This window comes from Teichococcus globiformis (assembly GCF_042646265.1).
GTDB classification, from domain to species: Bacteria; Pseudomonadota; Alphaproteobacteria; order Acetobacterales; family Acetobacteraceae; genus Pseudoroseomonas; species Pseudoroseomonas globiformis.
The window spans coordinates 60280-82878 of record NZ_JBHRTN010000006.1; the positions used below are offsets into that span (position 1 = coordinate 60280).

Annotated in this window: 22 protein-coding genes; 6 read left to right on the forward strand and 16 right to left on the reverse strand. The window is 64.1% G+C overall.

From position 1 onward, the window contains the following. Window positions 1-2: 2 nt before the first annotated feature. The 15 genes from mdoH to ACFOD4_RS05010 all read right to left on the reverse strand — a co-directional run bounded on the left by mdoH (window position 3) and on the right by ACFOD4_RS05010 (window position 17596). Window positions 3-1628: a glucans biosynthesis glucosyltransferase MdoH gene (mdoH, locus tag ACFOD4_RS04940; RefSeq protein ID WP_379594821.1), complete on the reverse strand. Its 1626-nt coding sequence runs from the start codon at window positions 1626-1628 to the stop codon at window positions 3-5. After that, window positions 1625-2638 carry a UDP-glucose 4-epimerase GalE gene (gene galE, locus ACFOD4_RS04945; protein WP_379594822.1) on the reverse strand — a complete coding sequence of 338 codons (1014 nt, stop codon included), beginning with the start codon at window positions 2636-2638 and terminating at the stop codon, window positions 1625-1627. The genes mdoH and galE overlap by 4 nt, the downstream gene beginning before the upstream one ends. Before the next feature lie 87 nt (window positions 2639-2725). After that, on the reverse strand, window positions 2726-3460 hold the full coding sequence (locus ACFOD4_RS04950; RefSeq protein ID WP_379594823.1) for a PIG-L deacetylase family protein: 735 nt from the start codon (window positions 3458-3460) through the stop codon (window positions 2726-2728). After that, entirely contained in the window at window positions 3460-4698 is a 1239-nt protein-coding gene (locus ACFOD4_RS04955; RefSeq protein ID WP_379594824.1) for a glycosyltransferase family 4 protein, read from the reverse strand. The genes ACFOD4_RS04950 and ACFOD4_RS04955 overlap by 1 nt, the downstream gene beginning before the upstream one ends. Further along, a complete protein-coding gene (locus tag ACFOD4_RS04960; protein ID WP_379594825.1) occupies window positions 4695-5531 on the reverse strand; it encodes a sugar phosphate isomerase/epimerase family protein in 837 nt (278 codons plus the stop codon). The genes ACFOD4_RS04955 and ACFOD4_RS04960 overlap by 4 nt, the downstream gene beginning before the upstream one ends. Continuing rightward, window positions 5528-7009 carry a YcaO-like family protein gene (locus tag ACFOD4_RS04965; protein ID WP_379594826.1) on the reverse strand — a complete coding sequence of 494 codons (1482 nt, stop codon included), beginning with the start codon at window positions 7007-7009 and terminating at the stop codon, window positions 5528-5530. Before ACFOD4_RS04965 ends, ACFOD4_RS04960 begins: the two co-directional genes overlap by 4 nt. Continuing rightward, window positions 7006-7866 (reverse strand): MBL fold metallo-hydrolase, encoded by an 861-nt coding sequence (locus ACFOD4_RS04970; protein ID WP_379594827.1) that lies wholly within the window; start codon window positions 7864-7866, stop codon window positions 7006-7008. The genes ACFOD4_RS04965 and ACFOD4_RS04970 overlap by 4 nt, the downstream gene beginning before the upstream one ends. After that, a complete protein-coding gene (locus ACFOD4_RS04975; protein ID WP_379594828.1) occupies window positions 7857-8879 on the reverse strand; it encodes a Gfo/Idh/MocA family protein in 1023 nt (340 codons plus the stop codon). The genes ACFOD4_RS04970 and ACFOD4_RS04975 overlap by 10 nt, the downstream gene beginning before the upstream one ends. Further along, on the reverse strand, window positions 8879-9985 hold the full coding sequence (locus ACFOD4_RS04980; protein WP_379594829.1) for a class I SAM-dependent methyltransferase: 1107 nt from the start codon (window positions 9983-9985) through the stop codon (window positions 8879-8881). Before ACFOD4_RS04980 ends, ACFOD4_RS04975 begins: the two co-directional genes overlap by 1 nt. Further along, complete coding sequence (locus tag ACFOD4_RS04985; protein WP_379594830.1) at window positions 9982-10911, reverse strand: HD domain-containing protein; 930 nt, start codon at window positions 10909-10911, stop codon at window positions 9982-9984. The genes ACFOD4_RS04980 and ACFOD4_RS04985 overlap by 4 nt, the downstream gene beginning before the upstream one ends. Before the next feature lie 14 nt (window positions 10912-10925). Next, window positions 10926-12008 (reverse strand): inositol-3-phosphate synthase, encoded by a 1083-nt coding sequence (locus ACFOD4_RS04990; RefSeq protein WP_379594831.1) that lies wholly within the window; start codon window positions 12006-12008, stop codon window positions 10926-10928. Window positions 12009-12925: 917 nt separating this feature from the next. Further along, window positions 12926-14902: a hybrid sensor histidine kinase/response regulator gene (locus tag ACFOD4_RS04995; protein WP_379594832.1), complete on the reverse strand. Its 1977-nt coding sequence runs from the start codon at window positions 14900-14902 to the stop codon at window positions 12926-12928. Window positions 14903-15021: 119 nt separating this feature from the next. After that, on the reverse strand, window positions 15022-16554 hold the full coding sequence (locus ACFOD4_RS05000; RefSeq protein WP_379594833.1) for an ATPase domain-containing protein: 1533 nt from the start codon (window positions 16552-16554) through the stop codon (window positions 15022-15024). Next, window positions 16514-16867, reverse strand: a complete 354-nt coding sequence (locus tag ACFOD4_RS05005) for a HigA family addiction module antitoxin (protein ID WP_379594834.1) — start codon at window positions 16865-16867, stop codon at window positions 16514-16516. The genes ACFOD4_RS05000 and ACFOD4_RS05005 overlap by 41 nt, the downstream gene beginning before the upstream one ends. 504 nt (window positions 16868-17371) lie before the next feature. Further along, window positions 17372-17596, reverse strand: a complete 225-nt coding sequence (locus tag ACFOD4_RS05010) for a hypothetical protein (RefSeq protein WP_379594835.1) — start codon at window positions 17594-17596, stop codon at window positions 17372-17374. 656 nt (window positions 17597-18252) lie between these two features. On the opposite strand from ACFOD4_RS05010, the gene ACFOD4_RS05015 reads away from it, so the two are divergent. Genes ACFOD4_RS05015 through ACFOD4_RS05025 form a run of 3 tightly spaced genes read left to right on the forward strand, consistent with a single transcriptional unit; the run spans window position 18253 to window position 20110 of the window. Beyond that, window positions 18253-18513, forward strand: coding sequence for a helix-turn-helix domain-containing protein (locus ACFOD4_RS05015; RefSeq protein WP_379594880.1), 261 nt, complete (start codon window positions 18253-18255; stop codon window positions 18511-18513). A 32-nt stretch (window positions 18514-18545) separates the two neighbouring features. Beyond that, window positions 18546-18824 carry a hypothetical protein gene (locus ACFOD4_RS05020; protein WP_379594836.1) on the forward strand — a complete coding sequence of 93 codons (279 nt, stop codon included), beginning with the start codon at window positions 18546-18548 and terminating at the stop codon, window positions 18822-18824. A 14-nt stretch (window positions 18825-18838) separates the two neighbouring features. Continuing rightward, window positions 18839-20110 carry an MFS transporter gene (locus ACFOD4_RS05025; RefSeq protein ID WP_379594837.1) on the forward strand — a complete coding sequence of 424 codons (1272 nt, stop codon included), beginning with the start codon at window positions 18839-18841 and terminating at the stop codon, window positions 20108-20110. Between the two features lie 433 nt (window positions 20111-20543). Here the strand turns inward: ACFOD4_RS05025 and ACFOD4_RS05030 are convergent, their stop codons facing one another. Continuing rightward, window positions 20544-21125, reverse strand: coding sequence for a short-chain fatty acyl-CoA regulator family protein (locus tag ACFOD4_RS05030; protein WP_379594838.1), 582 nt, complete (start codon window positions 21123-21125; stop codon window positions 20544-20546). Window positions 21126-21261: 136 nt separating this feature from the next. Here ACFOD4_RS05030 and ACFOD4_RS22090 point away from each other — a divergent pair, with 136 nt between their 5' ends. The 3 genes from ACFOD4_RS22090 to ACFOD4_RS22100 all read left to right on the forward strand — a co-directional run bounded on the left by ACFOD4_RS22090 (window position 21262) and on the right by ACFOD4_RS22100 (window position 22595). Beyond that, complete coding sequence (locus ACFOD4_RS22090; protein WP_456316870.1) at window positions 21262-21462, forward strand: hypothetical protein; 201 nt, start codon at window positions 21262-21264, stop codon at window positions 21460-21462. Window positions 21463-21576: 114 nt separating this feature from the next. Next, window positions 21577-21831: a hypothetical protein gene (locus tag ACFOD4_RS22095; protein ID WP_456316871.1), complete on the forward strand. Its 255-nt coding sequence runs from the start codon at window positions 21577-21579 to the stop codon at window positions 21829-21831. A gap of 29 nt (window positions 21832-21860) precedes the next feature. Next, window positions 21861-22595, forward strand: a complete 735-nt coding sequence (locus tag ACFOD4_RS22100) for a hypothetical protein (RefSeq protein WP_456316872.1) — start codon at window positions 21861-21863, stop codon at window positions 22593-22595. The last annotated feature ends 4 nt before the right edge of the window (window positions 22596-22599 follow it).

Genomic DNA, 22599 nt, shown 5'->3' on the forward strand with positions numbered 1-22599 from the left:
CCTCATGAGGCAGCAGCACGCGGCCGGGCCGTCATCACGCAAAAGGGGATGCTGCCGATCAGTCCGGCCAACGCAGGCAAAGCCACAGCCACGGCAAAGGCCGAGCCTGATGTGATCAACAAACCGAGCAGGAGCAGCCCTGCGATGCTGTGCGGCCAGAAGCGGCGCACCGCCTCGCGCCACAGGATGGCGCGGGGCCGCCGTTGCTGCACCGGCCAGCCCGCCCGGCGCAACCTGAAAGCATGGCTCAGCACCGTCAAGCTCTTGTCGAGTGCCGCAATGCTGTCGAACAGCAGGATGAATCCGCTTTCTGCGGCGGCGTCACGCATAACGCGGCCTCGCCGGCCAGCGGGGGCTGCCATCAGGTTCAACGCATGGCCTGCCAGGCGCGGCAGGTGCAGCAAACCGTAGCCGGAGAGAAGCAGCACCAGCAGCGATCCACGCGGCGTTCCCTCCGCTCCCTCCATGGCGTTCAACACCGCCAGGGGCAGCATGGCGAACCAGAGCGGCGCCAGCGCGTAGTGCAGCATGGCCTGCAGCATCTGGAGCCGCCCCAGCACACCCAGCGCCGGGTTGAGCAGCAGGTGGCGGTACTGCATGTTGCCGGCATTCCAGCGACGGTCCCGCTCAAGGAATTCCGCCACATTAGGCGGGTGCGCCTCGAAGGAGCCCTGCGGCGTCGGCAGCACACGGACCTCCCATCCGGCCTGGTGCAGCCGCGCGGCCTCGACATGGTCGTGCGACAGGATGGCGGAACCATCCGGCAGGGTCTCCAGCCGGCAGTGCTGACGGAAAGGCGCAATGCGCAGAAGGGCGTTGTGCCCCCAGAACGGACCTTCGCCGCCCTGCCACCAATCCTGCCCCGCGGCCCAGGTCAGCATCCCTGGCGCGTGGCCATGGCCCAACAAGCATGCAAAAGACGTTGCACCTTCTCCGCCCGTTACCGTGGATTGCAGGATCGCCAGACCGGGTTCCTGCTGCATGGAGCGCACCATCTGCAGCACCAGCGCCGGCTCCATTACGGAATCGGCGTCCAGCAGCAGCAGCAGGGAGAAGCCGCCGGCGTGGTGATCCAGAAATTCCATGACGTTGCCGGCCTTGTAGCCAACATTGTCCGCGCGGCGGCGATAGATCACTTCGCCCTGTGGCCGCGCTGCAGCGAGCTGCGAGACAGCTGCCTCTTCGCGCGCCGCGGCATCGTTATCCTGCGTGTCCGAAAGAATGGCGATGGCAAAGGCATCGCCGTGCCCTGAAGCCTTCAGCCCGTCCATCAACGCCGCGAGCGGCTGCAGTACCTCCGGCATGGCTTCGTCCCGCACGCAGACGGCCAGAAGCGTCCGCAAGACCAGTGGGTCATGCGTCGCGGCTTCACCGACCGATGAAGCGCGCAGCCGCACCAGAAAGCCCAGCAGCCCCGTCACGCCGCCAAGCGCCAGCCAGGGAGCATTGGCCAGGATGCAAAACAGCAACGCCACTTCCCACACGCTCCAGCCGCCAGGTGCCAGCACGTGCACGCCGAGCGCGATCCATGCCATGGCCACGGCGCCGACCATAAGCGCGAACAACCGACGCCGGGCCGCAACATCCGCCTCAGGAAAGGTGACGGCTCGGGTCCATTCCGTACTCATCCGCCGGCGGCGGCCAGGCCGCTGCCATCCCGTTCCATCATCCGGCGTTCCCAGCCCAGCGCGTCAGCAGCGATGCGGTCGAGGCTATCGTATTGCGGCTGCCATTGCAGACGTTGCCGCACATTCTCCGCCCGCGCCACCACGGCGGGCGGATCCCCCGGGCGACGCGGTGCGACCCGCCAGGGTACGGGCCGGCCCGCCGCGCGCCCCACTGCCGTCAGCACCTCGCGCACCGAGTGACCGCGGCCGTATCCGCAGTTCAGCGTCAGGCTCTCTCCTCCACCCAGCAGGTGGTGCAGGGCCGCCACGTGGGCGCTGGCAAGGTCGGCCACATGAACATAGTCCCGCACCCCGGTTCCGTCCGATGTCGCGTAATCCGAGCCATGGATGTCGACCGCCATGCGCTGTCCCAGGGCGGCCTCGCAGGCCACCTTGATCAAATGCGTGGCGCCGGCCCGGCGCTGGCCAGTACGACCCGCAGGATCGGCGCCGGCCACGTTGAAGTATCGCAAGGTGACATAGCGCGCGGCATGCGCGGCGGCGGCCTCGGCCACCATGCGTTCCGCCGCGAGCTTGCTGGAGCCATAAGGATTGATCGGGCGGCAGACCGCATCCTCCCCGACCGGAAGGGTATCTGGAATGCCGTAAACGGCCGCGGTCGAGGAAAGCACCAGCAGCCGCACCCTGGCGGCAACCATCCCCTCAAGCAACCCTATCGTGGCCCCAAGATTGTTCTGCCAATAGCGTAGCGGCTCGCGAACGCTTTCCGGCGCCACCATCAAGGCGGCGAAATGCATCACCGCACAGGCTCCAGTTCGGGTGAGGATCGCTTCAACCAGCGCGGCATCGCCGGCATCCCCACGGACAAAGGTGACGCCCGCCGGAACAGCTTCCTGAAATCCAGTGGAAAGATTATCCAGCACCACAGGATGGCAGCCAGAATCTTGTAGCGCCAGCACGACCTGGCTGCCGATATAGCCGGCACCGCCGGTGATAAGCACGGTGGTCATGGACGCGGTCTCACCTGCATAAAGGATTGATTGGGAACGCCCTCTTTGCCCAGTTGAGGAGTGAGGCGTGAAGTCCCGCGTCCGGGCTCATTCCGCCAGCTCCGGAAGCGGCGACTGGCCCTGCAGGCGCATCTGCTCCGCCCCGCCGGTTTCGGCCAGCGCCCGTGCCAGTCCTTCCGGCCCATCGAACTGGTAGCCGAGCTGCGTGGCATAGGCGGCGCAGGCTCGGTGCTTGCGCGCCGGATCGGTGGGCGGCGCGCATTCGGGCAGGCTGTTCCAGAAGTCCGAAAACGGTCGGCGCGGCGTGTCGGCGCGGCGCAGATACGGAAAATCTTGCCACCACAGCACCGGGGGCGAGAGCGACAGGGACAGCAGCGCCTGTACCGTCAGCACATGGTCCACATGTCCACCAAGCGCCTGGGGTGCAAGGATCAAGGCTGGGCGGTAATCCGCCAGCTGCAGGCGCAGGGCCGCAGCCACGGGTTCAGGACGATCATCGGCGCGCAGCGGGCCGAACAGCGCTGCTGGGCTTTGGTAGCCGCGGTGCGGCGCTTCCCGCAGCGGCAGGTGCAGCACGCGGGCACCCAGCACCGCACCGGCCGCCTCATCCTCAGCCCGGCGGATCGCCATGTAATCCGCCTCGGTCGGCAAACCTTTGTCGGTCTGGCAACGCAGGGCAAAGCCGGCGGGAGACGGAACTGTGGCGGTGAAAACGGTGACCACCACCACGTCCCATCCCTGCTGTGCCAGCCAGGCCAGCGTACCGCCGGCCGAAAAGGCGGCGTCGTCCAGATGGGGCGAGATGGCGAGCGCGGTTGGCATCACAGCAGGTGCGGCGCATCGCGGAAGCGGCACTCGCTGCGCGGCAGCTCCGGGTCGATTGCAGCCTTGTGGTGGCTGCCCTGCAGTTCGGCGTAGAGGTCCATGATCTGCCGTCCCACCGCTTCCCAGGAATAGGTGCGCCGACACTCCTCCAGGGCGGCGGCGGCGAGACGGCGACGCAGTGCCGAATCCTCGATGATGCGGCGCAGGTTCTCCGTCAGCCCGGATACGTCCCCTGGCGAGGAGAGCAGTCCGTTCTCCTCATGCCGCAAGCAGTCCACCACGCCAACAGCCGTGCAGGAAACCGAAGCCATGCCGCTCGCCATGGCTTCCAGCACCGTATTGGAGAAACCTTCGGCATAGGTTGGGGAAACGAACACGTCCTGTTCCCGGTAAAGCGCCGGCGTGGCGTTGTAGTCCGCGTAGCCGCTGAACCGAGTGCCGAGGCAAAGTTCTGCATCCAGCGCCTGCGCCGCCTCCAGATCCGGACCGATGCCGCTGATCGTGGCGGCGAAGCGGATCCCTTCCCGGCGAAGCGCATCCAGCGCGTGAAGGAAGTCCAGCACGCCTTTCCGGCGATCCACCCGGCCATGGTAAAACAGCCGTACAGGATCCGCCGCATCGCCTGGCCGTCGACCGGCAGCCGGGTGGAAACGATGCACATCCACCGCGCCGGGCACGATGGTGAAGCGCTCCCGTGCCACGCCTAGCCGCTCCACCACTTCGGTTGCGAAGCTGTTGCAGCCGATCAGCAGCCGGTCTGCGCCTTCCAGCACGCGCACCATCGCCAAGCGGTGTGTTTCGCAGCATGAGCCGACCCAATGGCCGTCCCCGCCTTGGATCGAAACCACCACGGGCACACCGATCTGTCGCGCCGCCAGCAGCGCTGCCCAGCCATTAGGGTAGCCATACTGCGCGTGCAAAACATCAAAGGGTGCGCGCTCGTGCTCGGCCAGAACCGTGTCCACCATGTCGTCCACGTCGCGTTCGAAATCTGCGCCGCCAGGCTCGGCGAAGGCTTCCTCGCCGAAGGATTGGCGGCCGATCACGCGCACGCCGGGCACCGGCGGCGGCGGCCCGCCGCCATAAACCCGCGTGCCGGCCGGATCGCCACGGTACTGGCTGACCATGGTGACGTCGTGGCGAGCGGCGACAAGTTGCGCCAGCAAGTTCTCGGCATAGACGCTCATGCCGCTGATCGCCGGAAAGTAGCGGCGCGACAGGAACAGGATTCTCATGCAAGCCCCCGGCAATTGCGCAGCCACTCGATGGAGTCGGGGATCATGCTGTGTGCGCGGTGGCTTTCGCGCGACAGCTCCACGCAGACCAGCCTGCTGAAGCCGATTTCCTCCAGCGCCTCGAGGCAGGCGGGCACATCCATGTCGCCCTCGCCGAACGGGAGGTGGACGTGCTCGCCACGCGCCATGCCCTCGATGGCGACAGTGCCGAGATGGGTGGCAAACTCATGCAAGGCTGCAGGTGGCTCGCGCTCCTGTGTCACCAGGAGGTGGCCGAGGTCCAGCGCCAGGGTCAGGCCTGGCATGTCCCGTTGCAGCGCGGCCCACTCGTCCACCGTCTCGATCAGCATGCCCGGCTCAGGTTCCAGCGCCGCCGGCACCTGGCGCGTCGCGGAATGATCCAGCACCCGCGCCACCCCGTCCCGCAGCCAAGTTCCAGCGGCTACTTTGTCTACGCCGGGGCGGGGCACACCGGCCCAGAAGGACATGGCTTCCGCGCCGAGGATGGCGCCGATGTCGATGGCCCGGTTCAGGAAGGCGATGCGGCGGGCACGGCCCTCCGCGGCCGGGTTCAGCAGCGTCGGCTCGTGCTTGATGCGCGGGTCCAGAAGGTAGCGGGCCCCGGTCTCGATGACGCAGCCCAGACCGAGCGCGTCCAGCCGCCGGGCCAGCGCCTCGGCACGCGCTTCCCAACCATCTTCCATCGGGTCCAGGTGGTGGTGGTCCAGGGTCAGAGCGACTCCCTGGTAGCCGGAATCGGCAATGATGGCGACGGCGTCGTTCAGCCGGTGGTTGGCGGCGCCGTTGGTGTTGTACGCGAAGCGGAGCTTCATGCCGGCACCGCGTGGCCACGCCGCTGGGCCAGTGCCAGCTGCGCAGAGAAGGTGCCGGTTTCCCTGTACATCGGATAGAGGCTGCCAACGATGCGATCGGCCAGCGCAGCGTCGAACCAGGCCGGGCCACCGGCCCGCTCCTCATCTTCCGGCCGCAGCCGCACCGGCTTGGCACCCTCCTGCGGCGCGTCCAGCAGCAACGGGTCACCGCGTTCGCGCAGACGGCGCACGCCGCGCCAGCCAATGCGGTGGTAGCTCATAGTCTCGCTTTCCAGCCCCGGCACGATCACCTTCACCACACGCACCGGCGAGCCGCCGGGCGGCGAGCAATCGACGTAGAGCACCTCCATCCCTTCCGCTGCGAGCCTCGCGACCAGCAGTGCCAGGCGGTCTTGGGAGGACGCGACGGCGGCGGCCGGTACGGTGGGGAGGGCGGAGAATGGGTGCCGCGTCCGCTCAGAGAAGACGCGCGGCGCCAACCGGTCGCGCAGCGTCGCGGCGTCCTGTTCCATCCATTCCACCATCGCCGCCAATGCACGGGGCTCCTCCTCTTCCAGCATGGTGGCAGCGAGCTGCCGCTCCACATAGTCGGAGGGCAGGCTGGCACGCACCAGGGGGATGGGTCCGTGGGTGGCCGCCTTGCGCGAGCGCGACCCGCAGAATTCCAGCAACGCCTTCCGCAGTGCGCGGTCGCGATCAGGATGCACGGCCTCGCCGCAGGCAGTCACTTGGATCGGTACGGTCGGCTCGCCGCGATCGTTGCCGACGACGTAAAGATTGGTCATACCGAAATCGGTGGCAGCCAGCTTTACCTGCACCTCGATGCCAAGGCCGTGCAGATGCTCCAGCAGGTCGCGGACCGCCGGCTCCCGTACCACGTCCAGTTCCACCACAGCGCCCTGGTCCAGTGCGCGGTAGGAGAGGACGTTGCCATCGCGCTGCAGCGCCTCCATGATACCGTGGCCAATGGCGTGCTCCAGATCGAAGCCGGCGCCGAGGCCGTTGGTGATGGGCGTGATCAGCCGCGCCGCCTCGCCCAGCTGGTAGGGGTAGGCGGCGACCCATTCGCGCGGCACGAGCACAGCCTCGCCCGAAGGCCAGCGATGCGCCTCCACCCAGGGAAGCACTGCATCCGGGGTATAGTCAGACCCTGCCGGCAGGCAGAGCGTCAGCGGATCCACCACCGCTTGACTGCCAGACAATTCTGCGAAGCTGCCAATGAAGCGCGGCGCCTCGGCGACGTGGCGGCCGATATGCACTTCCTCGCATAATTCGCCCAGGGCGCCGACCTCAGCCTCAATGCCGGTGAAGCCATAGCCATGGCCCATCGTCGCCGGCTTGCCCGGCTCAATCAAGTTGGCCTGCGCCATCGGGATGCCAGTGCGGTCCAGCGGATCGACGCGGAACACCGAAACCCTGCCGCCGACCGGCATGCTAGACCGGAAGGCCTCGGCCACCGCGTGGAGATCGTCGCTCATGGCTCATTCCTCACATCCTGCCGCGTCATGCGCAGCAATTCCTGCATGGGGATGTGCCGCACGCCCGGCGGGCCGCGCAGCTGGTCATCTAGCACCGCCAACGCAACATCGGTGGTGATGCCGGGAGCGTGCTCGAAGGGCGTGCAGACGGTGTCAAAATCTAGACGTGAGATCACCTCGCGGTACTTGCACGCTTCGCCCGGGGAGAGCGGGATGTCCTTATGGAAAGCCTTGTGGGTGGAAACAGCGAGGTTCTCGCCTGCCGGGTCCTGGTCCACCTTGAAGGCATCGCCACAGAACAGGATGCGGCGCGTTTCGTCGTAAAGCACCGCCTGCCCCTCGTAATGCCCACCCACATGGAGCAGTGTCTGTCCGGGCCGCAGCTGTAGCGCGTCGTCATAGGGCCAGGTCACGCGGAACGCCTTGGTCATGCGCAGGTCATCCTTCTGGATCGCCATCACCTCCGGCTGAAACACGTCCTGCAGCTGCCACAGGGCGCCATAACCATGGACGTGGGAGGCGGCGAGGAAGCGGATGCCGCCAAGCCGCCGGATCTCCTGCAGCATGGGTTCCGTGTAGTAAGGCGCGGCCTCGAAGGCGATGTTGCCGTCGGGGTGAAGAAGCAGCCAGCCGGTGCCGTTCAGGCCAAAGGGCGGCGCGGTGCTGAAGGCCACCATGTCGCGTTCCAGCCGACGCCAGGAACCGGTGAGACGCCCCGCCACCTCCTCTTCGCGCAGGAAATGCCAGCCATCATGCGGCAGGTCGTTGCGGGTGTCGTCGCAGACAGGGCAGGTCAGTGGACCGAAATGCTTCTGCCAGAAGCCGCAGTTGGCGCAGGCCCAGGGTGTCAGCGGCATGGATCATCTCCGGCATAGGCCTGGTGGAGCAGGTGCATGGTATGCAGGTCGCGCCGTACGCTGAAGCCGTCCTGGTCTCCCTGGGCTACGGCTTGGGCGAAGGCCGCCATCTGACGGGCGAAAGGACAGGCAGAGGCGTCGGGCACGGGCAGGACACAGCTTGTGCCTTCCACATCGGTGAAGGTCACCTGGCCTCCGGAGTCCTGGCCCATGGTGTTCACGGCGACCAGCTGACCTGCGCTGCCCAGCACCTCCAACCGCCGGCGTGGCAGCGCGTCCGGACAGTTGTAGGCGACGTGAAGCTGCACCAGCACGCCGCAGCCGGTGCGGCCGATCAGCACCGCGCCGTCATCCGCGTCGTAGCCCTGCACCCGCCTCTGGGTCAGCGCCGCGATCTGGGCAATGGGATCGCCCAGCAGAAATTCCACCAAGTCCAGCCCATGCGGCGCCAGGTCCATCAGCGCGCCGCCGCCGGCGCGTTTCGGATCGGCCCGCCAGTTGTCGCCCTCGCCGGTCATGCTCCAGCCGACGTCGAGCCAGCAGGCATAGGCGATGCGGATGGCGGTGGGCCTGCCGATCAGACCCGCTGCGACCGCCGTACGCATGGCAGCGTGGGCTGGGTGATGGCGCTGGTCGAATGCAGTGCCGTAGAGGACGCTGCCGCGTTGAACAGCCGCGGCCATGGCCACTGCATCGGCCAAGGTGGCGGCCATCGGCTTCTCGCACAGCACCGGCTTGCCGGCGGCGACAGCGGCCTCCACCGCGCTGCGATGCAAGTGGTTCGGCGTCGCGACATAAAGCGCCTGCACCGCCGGGTCGTTCAGCAACGGCTCCAGCCTCTCGTGTACGCCACCGATGGGGTTGAAGCGTTCTGCGGCGATCTCCCGCGCCCGGTCGCCCGGGTCGCACACGGCCTGAATGCGGTGGCCGGCTGCCAGCATGGCAGGCGCCGCGTGATCTCGTGCGACCCATCCAAAGCCAACGATTCCCCAGCCAAAGGCCGTGTCCGCCATCACCAGCGCTCCGGCAGATCGAGCAATTCGCGCCGTAGGGCCCAGCCCTCGGTTCCAGGGTCGAGCCGTGCTGTCTCCGGGCACTCCGTGTGGGGAGGGTAGGGCGCGCGTGGGCCATACTCCCCCGCATAACGTTCTGAAGGCCAGGCAATCTGGCCATTGCGGTAGAGAGGATTACGTCGCAACGGTGCGCCGGCCGGCGGCAGCACCAATCGCCCCTTGACTGGCATCGCCTGACCAGATGCCAGCGCCACGGAGAAGGCTTCGGCCCCGCGCAGGGTTTCGGGCAGTGCCGCGCGAGGAGTGCGCCGATCCAGTGCAGCCCGGCTCAACTCGGCATCGTCATACACGTGGGTATCGGGGAACAGGGTGGACAACTCAGCCGCTGTTACCGCCGCGCCGGCAGAAAGATTAGGCCATTCACGGTTGTGGATGTGGCTGACGGCCAGGACACCGCCCGGGCGCAGCATGTCGCGCAGCCGGGTCACGATTGCACCCTTGGGCTCCAGGAAATAGAAGGCATCGTGGCAAGTCACCAGGTCGAAGCGCGCGTCTTCCCGCACTGGCCAAGGCTGTGACGCCGCGTCGAGGCAGGTCAGTTCAGCTTCAGGCACCACCCAGCGGCGTGCGACCCAGAGCTTGGCGAATACAATGTCGGCCCCGCTGACCTCTACGCCGTGTTGTGCCAGGGCGCGCAGGTGGTGGCCGATGCCGCAGGCCAGTTCAAAGGCGCTGCGTGGCGCATTCCAATGCGCCTCTGTCAGCGCCAGCCCGGCCATGAATGTTGCATCACTCCAGCGATGGGCGAAGTAATCGGCGACCGGCCCCCAGGCCAGCAGCGCCATGGCTTGTCGCAGCGATAGCCCATCTGCCTTCTGCACCAGCTCGCGCAAGGCCTCCGGTTCGGCCGCGGGACCGTTCCACCAATCATCTTGATCAGCCAGCAGCAGCACCAGCGCACGCTCCTGCTCCCCTGCGTCGAGGAGAGCGAGCGCCTCGGCGGCGAGGGCGGCGCGCGATACGCGGGCGAATGCAATCCCTTCCAATACCGGCCAGCGCCGTCCCTGCGCGTCCACGCAGGAATGCGCGGTGTCTCGCCGGTTCATGCGGGCAGGCCCAGCTCAGCAAGCAGCCGGTCCTGGAACGGCTTCACAGGTCCCTCGTGCACCAGCTCCATGTCGTGCAACACCTGCCGCATGGTGATGTGCCCGGAGCGCAGATGTTGCTCGATCTGCAACACTCGATCCAGCGTATCGGCGGCGTGAAAGGCGCGGCCCTCCGGCGTGTCCGCATTTGGCAGCACCATGCAGGCTTCCTGCACGATCCCAGCCAGTTCCGCAGGCAGCTCGGCCAGAGCCATATGAGTCGCACGGCGCATCACCGGCTCTAGCTGCTCGCCGAGCAGGACCTCGCCGGCGAAGCCGGAATCCGGCAAGAGGGCGTTATGGAGATGATGGGCCATCGAGGCGAGAAACACCGTCACAGGCGCCGCGCCGTAGGCCGGCGCCAGCAGAACGCCGTAGACCGCCACCATCAGACAATGTTCCGCATGGCTTTCCGGCGGTTCGAGGAGGATTCGCGGCTTGCCGGGGCACGTGACGCCGGCGCGAGGCTGCTGCGATAGCAGTGTGACGAACGCCGGCGGGTCATGCTCCAGCAGGGTAGGCTCCAGCGCCTGCCCGAGCGTTGCGATGGAGGGGGCAGCGAGTGGCGTGGGCAGCTCCGCCAGAACCTCCTGCAGCCCGCAGTGCAGAATGGACGAAGCCCGTTCCGGCGCGACGCCAAGCCTGCGCAGCAAGAGCGCGTCAATGTCCCCGAGCCGCACGGCGCAGAGCGCGGCACCTGTGACTTCTCCGCACACCGCTTCGGGCGTTGCGCCAGACGCCAGCAAAGCCCAACCGCGTGCGAAGAGTCGATCGGCAATGGAACCACGCTGCGCCGCCGATCGGACGCGCTTCAGCTCGCCCAGTTCCCGCAACGTATCGAGGCAGGAGGCGGGCAGTGTCGGAGCCGCCAACTCATGCAAGGCCATGGCTTCACCTCCGCTCAGAGCGAGGGTGCGCCGAGCCAGTCCATCAGCATGCGCTCCTGCACATGAAAAGCATGCTCCGGTGCGTGGCCATTGGCCACCATCGGCGCCTTGAAGAAGACGGAGAGTTGTTCCTGCACTCCACCATCGCCGCGCTGCTGCGCCAGGTCCAGCACGCGGGCGATCTCCAGCGCCAGCGGTGCCGCGAGCACGCTGTCCTTGCAGAGGAAGTTCACCTTGATCTGCATGCGGTGGCCAAGAAAACCGGAGATGTCGATATTGTCCCAGGCTTCCTTGTCGTCGCCGCGCGGCTTGTAGTAGCGGATATCGACCAGATGGTCCTCGACGTGGTATCCAAGGATGCTGTCCAGCACGGACCCCTTGGTGTCGAGCTTTGAGCGCAGGCTATCGGGATCGCGCAGCGCCTCGCCATCGCGGTTGCCGAGGATATTGGTGCTGAACCAGCCATCCACATGCAGCGCGCGGGCGCGCAGCGCTGGCGCCAACACCGTTTTCATCATGGTCTGCCCGGTCTTACCATCCTTGCCGGCGACCGGGACGTTGCGTTGACGCGCGAACTCCTTCAACGCTGGTGCATCGGCCGCAAGAGAAGGCGTGAAATTGCCGTAGGGGACTCCGCTCTCGATGGCCGCGTAGGCGTAGAGCATGGCCGGGCCAATACCAGGATCGTTCCGGTCCAGCGCACGCTCGAAATCATCCAGCGAAGCCAGGATCCCATCATCGGAGGGTGTACGCTCGGTTGAAGCCAGGTTCACCATGACGACACCATCAGCACCGCTGGTGTGGCGGAAACGTTGGAGGTCGGCGCTGATAGCCGCAATGGCAGCGCGGTGGCCGGCTGCCTCGTGCTTGTTCGCTCCGTCAACGCCGCGGCAGAAGGCACCGCTGCCCACCGCAGGCCAGGGCGAGATGTCGGACAAGGCTTCTCCGGTTTCAGCGAGCTGGTCGTGACTTAGTACACGATGCTCCGCCGCCGCACTGGCAAGGTCGGCCGCGTTCAAGTCCCACCCGCCGAACATCATGTTGCGGTAATCAACAAGGCCAGCAACGTTCACATCGCCCAGCGGCAAACCATCCATGCGATTGGAGCCCTTCCGCAGGACTTCAATCCCAGCAACTGCGGTGGTTGCCACGGCGCCGCCGAGCCCGACAATCGCGACGCCCAGTTTCCGTCCAGACTCTGTGACTGACATTTTTGTCCCTCTGGCTGTGGCCTGGAACTGGGATGACTTGAGGGATCGCCAAGTAACACATTAAGTTGAAATCTTCTGACTTGCAGCGGAAGCCAAGATCGGTGTTGCTGGAGGCAGCAGCTGCGAACTGATGGACTCTGAGGAACTTGCTCCTTCAATGCCTATGCGTTGAGAGTGCAGCTACGAGACGGGAAGCCGGTGCACGAAGAGGCATCTTTGTTCAATACCTGCTTGCGGATGTTGCACGTTGAGGACGCACGCCAACCTCCACGGTAGCTTCCTTTCTCATCGGTTGAACTGCATTCTGACATTTTCTTCTAACATTGGGCTTTCGGTCATGGACGTTGAATAATGCCACTATGGCATCGACCAAAAGATGTATCCTTGTCAGTTCGAGGTACATCGTCGCTGGTATGAGAGGCTGCGCCCGATACGAGTCACAAGGGTAGCGGAAGCGCCATCTGAGATGCGCTTCTGCCGCAGCATGCAAGTCCCCGGAGTGAAGATCATTGCAGGTGCTGGTGGCAGACCAGCGGGAATTACAGAACGCTTCATGCACCGCGGCATCTCTGAAGAGACTGTCGCGCCACAGTCTGCGCTATGCCGTCCAGCCGAGGATGCGGGCACTCTGCCGGCATTTATAGCTACGATCTTACCCTCACGCTTTCCGTTGGATACAGCCGGCGGCCAAGCCGCTCATGCTGGTCCGCCGAACGGAAGCAACAACGCCATTGAGACCATCAAACCCTTGCGTAGGTAATAACTCCGGTAGCCTACTGCCTGCATGGCGGACCGGAACAGCATCAGGATGGAACGTCGTTGTCGATGATCAGCGCCCTGATTTTCTCTCCAAGCATCGAGAGCAAAAATGGCTTCGTGAGCACCGCCATGCCGGCTGGAAGGTGCTTCTCCCCCATCACGGCGTTCTCCGCGTAACCTGTGATGAACAGTACCTTCAAGTCAGGCCGTAGACTTCGACCTGCATCGGCGAGTTGCCTCCCATTCATACCACCTGGCAATCCAACATCGCTGACCAGCAGATCAACGTGGACGGATGAGCGAAGGAGCTGCAGGGCGGAAGGGCCATCGGCGGCCTCGAGAGCGTTGTAGCCGAGATCTCGCAGTACCTCGGTGACCAACATGCGCACGGCGGCCTCGTCGTCGACGACCAGAACAGTTTCACCTGGCGCGGCACGGGGCGCCACCAGGAGGCCAGCCTCCTCTGATACAGGCTCTGGTTGCGCAAGATGCCGCGGCAGGTAGAGGCGAACTGTGGTGCCCTGGCCAACCTTTGAATAGATGCCGACCTGCCCGCCGGATTGTTGAACGAATCCGTAGATCATGGAGAGGCCAAGCCCCGTGCCCTGGCCAAGAGGCTTGGTTGTATAGAAGGGGTCGAAGGCGCGCTTGATGACCTCCGGAGGCATGCCAGTGCCGGTATCGGTCACGGCAAGGGATACATACTGTCCGGGTGGCAAACCGTGACCTTCCGCCTGTTGCGCTTCCAGCTCAACATTCTTGGACTCCACAAGAATGCGACCGCCGTCTGGCATCGCGTCACGTGCGTTGATGCAGAGGTTCAGCAGCGCATTCTCGAGCTGGTGGGGATCGACCAGGGTTGTCCAGAGGTCTGGAGCAGCAATCGCGTCCAGGGTAATGGACGGGCCGACCGTGCGAGTGATCAGATCGCTCATGCCTGCCGTGAGGCGATGAATGTCAGTGGGCCTGGGGTCCAGGGTCTGCCTGCGCGAAAAGGCCAGCAATCGGTGCGTCAACGCCGCCGCGCGGCTGGAAGCTTCTTGCGCCGAAGCGATGAACCGATCCAGCTCGGCCGTTCTGCCTTGCTGCAAACGCATCTGCAGCAGTTCGAGGCTGCCGGTGATGCCAGCAAGGAGATTGTTGAAGTCATGCGCCAAGCCTCCTGTAAGATGCCCAACCGCCTCCATCTTCTGCGACTGGCGCAGCTGGTCCTCCATCCTCTCACGATGTTGCACTTCGGCAAGGACGGCGTCGTGCGCCTGCTTTAGCTCCGCTGTGCGTGCGGCGACCCGTTCCTCTAACGTCTCATTCGCTTGGCGAAGCCGGTCTTCGGCTGTCTTCCGATCCGTGATGTCGGACGACACTCCAACCAAGCGCGCCCGACCTCCCAGCCGGTTCCGCACCAGCCGAGCGCGAATTTCGGCCCAGTGGACGCTGCCGTCCGGCCAGATGTTTCGGTACTCGATGGCATAGTCGGTAGCGTTGGCAATGGAGTGCTGCACGGCGGCCTGCATCCGTTCAAGGTCTTGCGGATGGATGCTGCGAAGCAAATCATCGTAGCTGAAGGGCGCTTCCGGTCCGCGCCCGAACACTGCCTTGCAGGTCGCGGAGGCTGTCAGGAGTCTCGTCTCCACATCCAGCTCCCAGGAACCCAGTCGCCCAGCGAGCAAGGCCGTCTGAAGCCGACCCTCGCTTTCGCGCAACTCTTCAATTCGGGCTCGGGCCTCAAACTGGCGCTGCCGACCTTTGAAAGCCGATCGGGCAATGCTGACGAAGGTTGTCGGGTGGAATGGCCGCTCCAGAAAGGTGACGTTGCCCAACACTTCCGTCAGATGCAGTGCAGCCGGGTTCTTCTCGGGACCACCACCGCTTCGGGTCAGGACGATAAACGGAAGATCGGACCATGCGGGTTGCATCGCCACCTTGGCGGCAATGCCGCTGAGGTCTGCGCCCTGTAGGGCTTCCTCCGTGACCACTGCAAAGCAAGCATCGTCGGACAGTGCAGCCTCGAACTTCGCCAAGTCTCTGCAGATGTGGGACACGACGCCCACCTCATGCAACAGCCCCTCAGCAATGGTCGCATCGCGACCATGCGGTGTATAAAGCAAGGTACGAGGCAGAGGCAGTGCTGGATTGAGCATCACTTGGCTGTAGACGTGTCCAGCAGAGGCTCAGCCCGTCCAACAAAGGTCGGTACACCCCGGAGCACGCCTTGGAACTCGTTCAATGGCGCACCCAGGCTCAGACCGTTCGGGCCGATGCGGTACTCGCGGATAGTATCTTCATGTGCGCCGGTGCGCTTCTTGATCACAGATACGGCACGGCGCACCTTGCCCAAAGCCTCAAAGTAGCGGAGCAGGATCACCGTGTCCGCCAGGTAGGTGATGTCGACCGGCGACTTCATGTCGCCCACCAGCCCGTGTTGCGCCACCGTCAGGAAGGTCGTGGCGCCCTGCCGATTCAAGAACTGCAGCAATTCGTGGACATGGAGCACCAGCGCGTTCTCGTTCGGCATCGCAGCCTGGTAGCCGTTGAGGCTGTCGATCACCACCGTCTTGGCCTGCGCTTCCGTGACATTCGCCCGCACCCGATGCGTGAACTCGCCGGGAGAAAGCTCGGCCGCGTCCAGTTGCTCGATGTGCAACATGCCGCTGCTGCGCATTTGCTCCAGATCGAAGCCCATGGTGCGGGTACGGTTGAAGAGTAGGCCCAACTCCTCATCAAAGACAAAGATCGCTGCCTTCTCGCCACGCCTGACGGCGGCGGCGACAAACTGCAGCACGAACGTGCTCTTTCCCGTGCCTGCAGGTCCTAGAACCATGGCACTCGAGCCCTGCTCGACACCGCCGCCAAGAAGCGCGTCCAGCTCGGCGATGTCGCTCGTCATGGGGCGACGTTCAAAGCCGGAACGATGCTCGGCGGCGATGAGGCGCGGGAACACCTGCACTCCGCCATGCTTGATGCAGAAGTCGTGGAAGCCGCCCCGGAATGACTGACCGCGGTACTTCGAGACACGCAGTCGGCGGCGTTCCGCACCATATTCCGGTGCCAGCTCCTCCAGCCGGATTACACCGTGCACCACACTGTGCACCGTCTTGTCGAGTGTGTCCGAAGTCAGATCGTCGAGCAGCAGCACCGTCGCGCCGAGTCGTGCGAAGTAGTGCTTCAGGGCCAGAATCTGCCGCCTGTAGCGGAGCGAGCTTTGCGCCAGGAGGCGGATCTCGGACAGGCTGTCCAGCACTACGCGAGCAGGCTTAACCCGCTCGAATGCTTCAAAGATCTGCTTCGTCGCTTCTCCGAGCTCAAGGTCGGACGAATACAGCAAGCTCTGTTGCTGTGCTGCGTCAAGCAGGCTTTCTGGTGGCACAAGTTCGAAGATCTTGATGTTGTCTGGCAGGCTCCAGCCGTGCGACCGGGCTCCCTCCCGTAGCTCCCGTTCCGTCTCGGATAAGGTGATGTAGAGGCCTTGTTCACCCCTGCGCGCCCCGTCCAGCAGGAAGCTGAGCGCGATTGTCGTTTTGCCGGTGCCGGGATTGCCTTCCAGCAGGAACAGGTGACCTGGAGCGAGCCCTCCGGCCAGAATGTCGTCCAGGCCAGCAACGCCGGTCCGGGCTTTGCTCCCGACGGCAGATTCATCGATCATGGGGAGCTCCGATCTGAGCCAGAACGGCATGGGAGAGAGAATGGTGAGCGATCTCGGCGCGGGAGCCCCGCAGGGCATCCTTGGCCCGAGATAGGTCGTAGGCCTGCTGACGTTCCAGCCAGAACATGGCAGGGACACCGCAGAAGCGCTCCAGCCGCACAGCCATCTCTGCGGTGATAGATGACTGCCCGGCGAGAATTCGGTGCAGGTTCTGCCGAGTGGTTGCGAGGTCGATGGCGGCTTGACTCACAGTGAGCCCGAGCGCGGGGAGGACTTGCCGACGCAGCAACGCACCTGGATGCTCTGGCTGCATGAGTGCGGGCGCTGCTAGGCGGCGGTTCATCACGTGTTTGTAAAGCAAGACTTGACATTTTACAATTGGGAGGTTTGTGGGGTTGTAGGTTGGCGACCGAGAATGGTGCCTCCTAGCCACGCCACCGAGGCTCCCGGCAATGAACTCAATCCATCCGGCGCTCAGCACATGGCGTGACTGCGTGGTGCGAGGGCTGCCGCGGCAGGGCAACTGCCTTCCCAGGTATCGCTGTACGTCATCAAGAGGATGGACCCATGACTATAGGGGCAGCAGCCATCCGGACGGTTCTGACGGGCCATGCTGCTTCCCTGAGCCGAAGTGGTCGGAACAGTGCCATCGCCAAGCGGCCGATGCTGGTTCTGTTGTCATCGGCGTATTGAGAATGGAAGGAAGCCAGCAGGCTGGCCGGCGGTACCATGGCTGGCTGGAGAAGGCCGTGCATCATTTCTGTTCAGGACGCCGGCAGCAGTCCGCTAAGCCCCTTGGTAGGACGGCCACCTGCCGTGACCTGCGAATGGCTGCGGGCCAGCCGCGTCAACAGGCATCAACGATCAGCAATATGCCCAGCAGTGCCTTGAACCGGCACATGCCAAGCAGCGCCAGGATGGCGACGCCGACTAGAATGCCCATCATGCCGCCGCAAACAAACCGAGTTGGAAGGGCAGGATCAACCTCACGCCGATCTGCTGGCGCTGTAATATCTTGCGCCGCCAGTACTCGGAAGAGGGCGAGCAACGCCGCGAACGGCGGTTCAAGCATCGACGCTCGGTCCGAAGGTGAAGCCTGAAAGGTCCTGCACGAGGCCGGTCAGGCCTGCGCCGAGAATGACACCGATCAGAACGGGAATCATTGGGTTCCTTTTGTATGTCCGACGAGAGGGGTCGCTGCCGTGCTGCCGTGCTGCCGTGCTGCCGTGCTGACGGGCTCCGGCGTGGCGAGCCGCCAGTTACAGCAGCGCGGTCCGGTAGCGTCGTTGCCCCACCGTGCAGATGATTTCACCCTGTATTGGTCCGGTACTGGGCCAGATCTGGCTGGCACTATAGCGTCGACGAACGGCATCCACGACGCTTGCTCGAGCGTGATGCCGAGGATGGAGTCCTTCTGCGCGCTCGACATCCAGCCGTGAAACATCGGCTTGTCCTGAATCAGAGGGAAATTCCGCATACAGGATGGGAGTACCTCTTCGCGATACACTCTGGATTTCAGACAAGGGCCCAGGATTGGCAGGCTGTACGGTGGCCGCTCCGCACTACTCGCAACGAGCACACCGCGTGCGCAGTGACCGGATTAAGCGCTGGCAGGAAGCACCAGCAGGCGAAGCCGCCAAGATCGACCAAAGTGTATTGAATTACATCGCTGTCCTTCAGGCTCAAGGCCATAGTTTATGCTGAGGCGTCTTCCATCCGAAGGCTGGGCTGACCCTTGAAGAGCTGTCTAAAGCGACTGGGTTGACGCGCAGCTATGTTTCCAAGGTCGATTTTGGCTCTTCTGGGCCATCGACTCGGGTTGCCCTTAAGCTGGCGCAAGCTCTGAATGTCCCGATGGGCAGGGTGTCCGGAGGTTCATCTACTGTGGACGTCGTATCGAACGCCGGACTGTCGCGAAACCTGCGGTCAGCTAGTCCTCGTATTGTGGCCGGGACAACGAGTATCACCGAATGGTGGCGTTCGTGCTAAATAATAGCCAGCATCAGGCCGGCAGGTCGCGCATGGATGATCACCAGGGTGAAAAGATCCAATACCTCCCCAAAGGCGAAGTCAGCCTGCATCTTCCTGGCGGGGTCGGACATCTGCAAACTGGCGACTGTGCCTCACTCGGCGCATCCATCCTGCACCAGGTCGGGTTCACCAGCCCCCCGACGGTAGAGATTCCGCTCGCCACCGTGTCCTTCAGCAAGCATCACCGAATGACCGAGCATGAAGTTGAGAGGGCTGGATCTCCTGGGTCGGCGACAAGATTCATCGGCTGCTCGGGCCGCGACCATTGAGGGCATAGGGATCCATGAATCATAAGAGTTCTGTTTCTGTGACGAACAATCATGGTGCGACGTCGCTGCGCGACACACTCTTGTTCGGAGCGCCGCTTCTCGTGCTCGCTATGGGGCACATGCTCTCGAATTTGTTGCGCACGCTGCCTGCCATCGCAGCCGATGTCATCAGCGCCGACATCGCCGTCTCGCCTGAAAGCTTGGCCAGCCTCACCGGCGCCTACCATTTTGCGTTTGCAGCGGGGCAGATTCCGGTTGGCGTGGCACTTGATCGCTACGGAGTGCGCGTGGTTTCGCTAGTCCTGCTTTCCATCGTTACCGTAGGGGCGGTGCTTGCCGGCACCGTCGGGGGTGCGTCCGGCTTCCTCTTCGCGCAGATCGTGCTCGGCATAGGTTGCTGCGGGATGCTGCTGTGTCCGATGACCTTGGCTGCCAAATTGCTGACGCCAGCGAAGTTCGGCTTATGGTCTGGCCTTGTTCAAGGCGTCGGGAACACCGGAATGCTGCTATCGGGAAGCCCCATGGCCTGGCTTGTTGAACAACATGGTTGGCGAACCGGATTTCTGGTATCGGCAGCTCTTGCTGTTGTCATAGCTGCGCTGGTCCTTGCCTTTGTTCCCGGGGGTAGTTCTGATCGTGCGGCGAAGCACACGACCTTGAAGGCGGAAGCCGTTCAGGTTGTACGAATTGGCCTTTCCCGCCCGCTGCGGGGTGTCATCATCCTCGCCTTTTCCTCATTCGCTGCGGCGATCGCCGTACGCGGCCTTTGGGGGGGACCATGGCTGATGGGGATCAAGCACCTCGACCGCCTCGAAGCAGGCAGTGCGCTTATGCCGTTGACCTTGGCAATGGTCGTGGGCCCCATGATCTACGGCATGGTTGACCGTCGCCTCGGCCGGCGTGGTGCCATTCTGGCGATCGGCCATGTAGCAGCGGGCACCGCTCTGTTGCTCGTCGCCGTAGGAGGGTCTCAAGGCTTTATGTCGAGCACCTTCGGCGTACCGGTCTTGTCTGCCAAGTTCGACACAATGGCCTTCTTTGTCTTCGGAGCGGCCATTGCCGTGCAACCGCTTCTTTTCGCCCTGGCCCGAGCTGCGGTGTTGCCAGACCAGGCAGGCAAGGCTCTAGCCGCAGTCAACCTGTCGTTTTTCGGCGGCGCCGCCATCCTTCAGGCACTCACGAGTCCGGTGGCCTCGGCCTTCGGTCTTCCCGCTGTGATGGCCTTCCTTGGCGTTGTCCTCCTGGTTGCGGCTACCGCCTTCGGTGTTCTGGTCCGTCGGATATGATCTGCCATCAGGGCTGCTTGATCCAAAAGAGGACAGTACCGGCCGCGCATCCAGACCACTGGCATGCTTGCCCATCATGATCTTGATGAGGCGAGGACGGTGTGGGCGCGGCGCCCTTCCTTTCCGCAACGTGAATTTCACTTGGCGCCGCTAGGAAACGCAAGCGTGCTGAGAACGGCCTCTATCAAACACGGCACCGTCTCTAGCCTTGCTTCCTTCTGCGGCGGACAGGGAGCCGGCGCCTCGGGGCCTACTGTCCCCCTGCAAGCCTAGAAGTCACCGGGAGGGGCGGTCCGCAAGCATGGCCAGAACTTCTTCGACATCCTTCGCCAGCCTCTTCCTGCACCATTGACTGCGAAGAGTGGGCATCAGCAGGCTGAGGTCAGTAAAGTGCGTCGGCAGCAATGGCCGCCCAAGCTTCCACCCCTGCCTTTCAGCCATTCGAGAATGACCAGGGCGCGGCGCGTTCCTCATGGGGATCTAATGTGAGCCGGTGCTCCAAGGGCGGGAAAGCACGGCTGCGGCAATCCAGCCTCTCACAGAGGCGACACTGCAGTCCTATGCCGACCCTGCAGCTGTCGAGGGACAGGCCATCCACATAAACAACGTCACCTGCGTGCGCGATATCGCAACCTAGCGTGACAACATGCGTGGGTACTGGATCACTCCAGCGCGGTGCCGGCGCCATGACCGCACGTGCAGCATTGGGCGCGCTGCCCGCCACGACCTGGATCTCTGCCTCCGGAACGCTCTCCAGCCCCAGAAGTGGATCGGCCATGACCTCGCGCAAGCCGGCTTCGAGTTGCCGCTCGACCTGGCCGGACGGGGCCGCCAGATCGACCAGCAGGCAGCTGGTCAACTTCAGGAGCAGCGACGCGGTGACACCCCGCTGATCTGCCTCGATCAGGTTCAGGTAGCTCATGGAGATGCCGAGCCGCTGCGCGAGCGCCTGCCGGGTTGCTTTGCGCTCCACCCGCAGCCGCCGGATGGTACGGCCGATGAGCGCGCGGGGCACGGCAGAATTTACACATCTGCAGCCTCTGCTGTGAAGAATTCGCCATAACTACAAGGGGCTTAGGAAGAATGAGCCGTGCGTTCCTGCAGTGCAATGTCAAGAGTTCATGAGTCAACCCAAGAGCAGGAATAGTGCCATGCATCACTGTCCCACCAGCAACAGGTCGCCTGACGGAGCATCGAGCGGTGGCTTTTCTGGGGAGACCCGCTTCGTCGGCATACGACTCGACTACATGCCCGAGGACGTGGAGCAGCTCGCCGGCTCCTTCCGCATCCGACATACCCTCGCCGAGATGGGTACGCGGCGGCTCTGGCAGTTGCTGCAAACGAAGCCCTGAACACCCTCGGCGCGCTGAGCGGCAACCAGGCGCTGCAGCAGGTCAAGGCCGGGCTAAAGGCTATCTATCTGTCGGGCTGGCAGGTCGCCGCCGATGCCAACACGGTCAGACAGGATGTACCCTGATCAGTCACTCTACCCAGTGGACTCTGTGCCCAAGGTCGTGAGCCGCATCAATGCCGCGCTGCGCCGCGCGGACCAGATCGCCAATCTCGAGAACGTGGGGGATCCTACACCGTGGATGGCGCCTATCATCGCCGATGCCGAGGCAGGATTTGGCGGACCCCTGAACGCCTGTGAGCTGATGCGCGCGATGATCGCGGCAGGCGCTGCGGGCGTACATTTGGAGACCAGCGGGCCAGCGAAATGAAGTGCGGCCATCTTGGTGGATAGGTTCTGGTGCCGATCTCGCAGCACATTCGCACTTTGAACGCTGCTCTCCTCGCCGCCGATGTTGAAGGCGTGCCGACTATGCTGCTCTGCAGGACCGACGCCGAGAGCGCACAACTTCTGACGAGCGATGTGGATGAGCGTGATCGCCCCTTCATCGGCGGAAAGCGCACGGAGGAGGGCTTCTTCCGCATCAAGCCCGGTGTCGGTAAGTCATACGCCATCGCGCGTGGATTGGCCTACGCCCCCTACGCGGACCTGCTGTGGTGGGAAACGTCCGATCCTGATCTGGACGACGCCCGGGCCTTCGCGGAGGCTATCAATAAGGAATTTCCAGGTAAGCTGCTGGCCTACAACTGTTCGCCCTCCTTCAACTGGCAGCGGAAGATGGGGGAGGAGGCGGCAACGCGCTTCCAGCGAGAGATCGGCGCAATGGGATACAAATTCCAGTTCATCACTCTTGCCGGCTTCCACAGCCTGAATCATGCCATGTTTGAGCTGGCACGTGGTTACAGGAACCGCGGTATGGCGGCTTACTCTGAGCTGCAGCAGGCGGAGTTCGCCGCCGAGCCGGCGGGCTACACCGCCCTCCGGCATCAGCGGGAGGTCGGCGTCGGCTACTTCGACGCGGTGGCAAGCGCGGCGTCCGGCGGCAGGTCCAGCACCACGGCTATGACCCACATTACGGAAACAGCACAGTTCCATGATGCGCCTGTTGTGCCCGAACTAACGACGGCGAAGTAAGGAG

Bases quoted from the DNA above. Each gene is read 5' to 3' on its own strand.
- mdoH (WP_379594821.1), bottom strand. From the start codon at position 1,628: ATGAGTACGGAATGGACCCGAGCCGTCACCTTTCCTGAGGCGGATGTT.
- galE (WP_379594822.1), bottom strand. From the start codon at position 2,638: ATGACCACCGTGCTTATCACCGGCGGTGCCGGCTATATCGGCAGCCAG.
- ACFOD4_RS04950 (WP_379594823.1), bottom strand. From the start codon at position 3,460: ATGCCAACCGCGCTCGCCATCTCGCCCCATCTGGACGACGCCGCCTTT.
- ACFOD4_RS04955 (WP_379594824.1), bottom strand. From the start codon at position 4,698: ATGAGAATCCTGTTCCTGTCGCGCCGCTACTTTCCGGCGATCAGCGGC.
- ACFOD4_RS04960 (WP_379594825.1), bottom strand. From the start codon at position 5,531: ATGAAGCTCCGCTTCGCGTACAACACCAACGGCGCCGCCAACCACCGG.
- ACFOD4_RS04965 (WP_379594826.1), bottom strand. From the start codon at position 7,009: ATGAGCGACGATCTCCACGCGGTGGCCGAGGCCTTCCGGTCTAGCATG.
- ACFOD4_RS04970 (WP_379594827.1), bottom strand. From the start codon at position 7,866: ATGCCGCTGACACCCTGGGCCTGCGCCAACTGCGGCTTCTGGCAGAAG.
- ACFOD4_RS04975 (WP_379594828.1), bottom strand. From the start codon at position 8,879: ATGGCGGACACGGCCTTTGGCTGGGGAATCGTTGGCTTTGGATGGGTC.
- ACFOD4_RS04980 (WP_379594829.1), bottom strand. From the start codon at position 9,985: ATGAACCGGCGAGACACCGCGCATTCCTGCGTGGACGCGCAGGGACGG.
- ACFOD4_RS04985 (WP_379594830.1), bottom strand. From the start codon at position 10,911: ATGGCCTTGCATGAGTTGGCGGCTCCGACACTGCCCGCCTCCTGCCTC.
- ACFOD4_RS04990 (WP_379594831.1), bottom strand. From the start codon at position 12,008: ATGGATGGTTTGCCGCTGGGCGATGTGAACGTTGCTGGCCTTGTTGAT.
- ACFOD4_RS05000 (WP_379594833.1), bottom strand. From the start codon at position 16,554: ATGCCGTTCTGGCTCAGATCGGAGCTCCCCATGATCGATGAATCTGCC.
- ACFOD4_RS05005 (WP_379594834.1), bottom strand. From the start codon at position 16,867: ATGAACCGCCGCCTAGCAGCGCCCGCACTCATGCAGCCAGAGCATCCA.
- ACFOD4_RS05010 (WP_379594835.1), bottom strand. From the start codon at position 17,596: ATGCTTGAACCGCCGTTCGCGGCGTTGCTCGCCCTCTTCCGAGTACTG.
- ACFOD4_RS05020 (WP_379594836.1), top strand. From the start codon at position 18,546: ATGGATGATCACCAGGGTGAAAAGATCCAATACCTCCCCAAAGGCGAA.
- ACFOD4_RS05025 (WP_379594837.1), top strand. From the start codon at position 18,839: ATGAATCATAAGAGTTCTGTTTCTGTGACGAACAATCATGGTGCGACG.
- ACFOD4_RS22090 (WP_456316870.1), top strand. From the start codon at position 21,262: ATGCATCACTGTCCCACCAGCAACAGGTCGCCTGACGGAGCATCGAGC.
- ACFOD4_RS22095 (WP_456316871.1), top strand. From the start codon at position 21,577: ATGTACCCTGATCAGTCACTCTACCCAGTGGACTCTGTGCCCAAGGTC.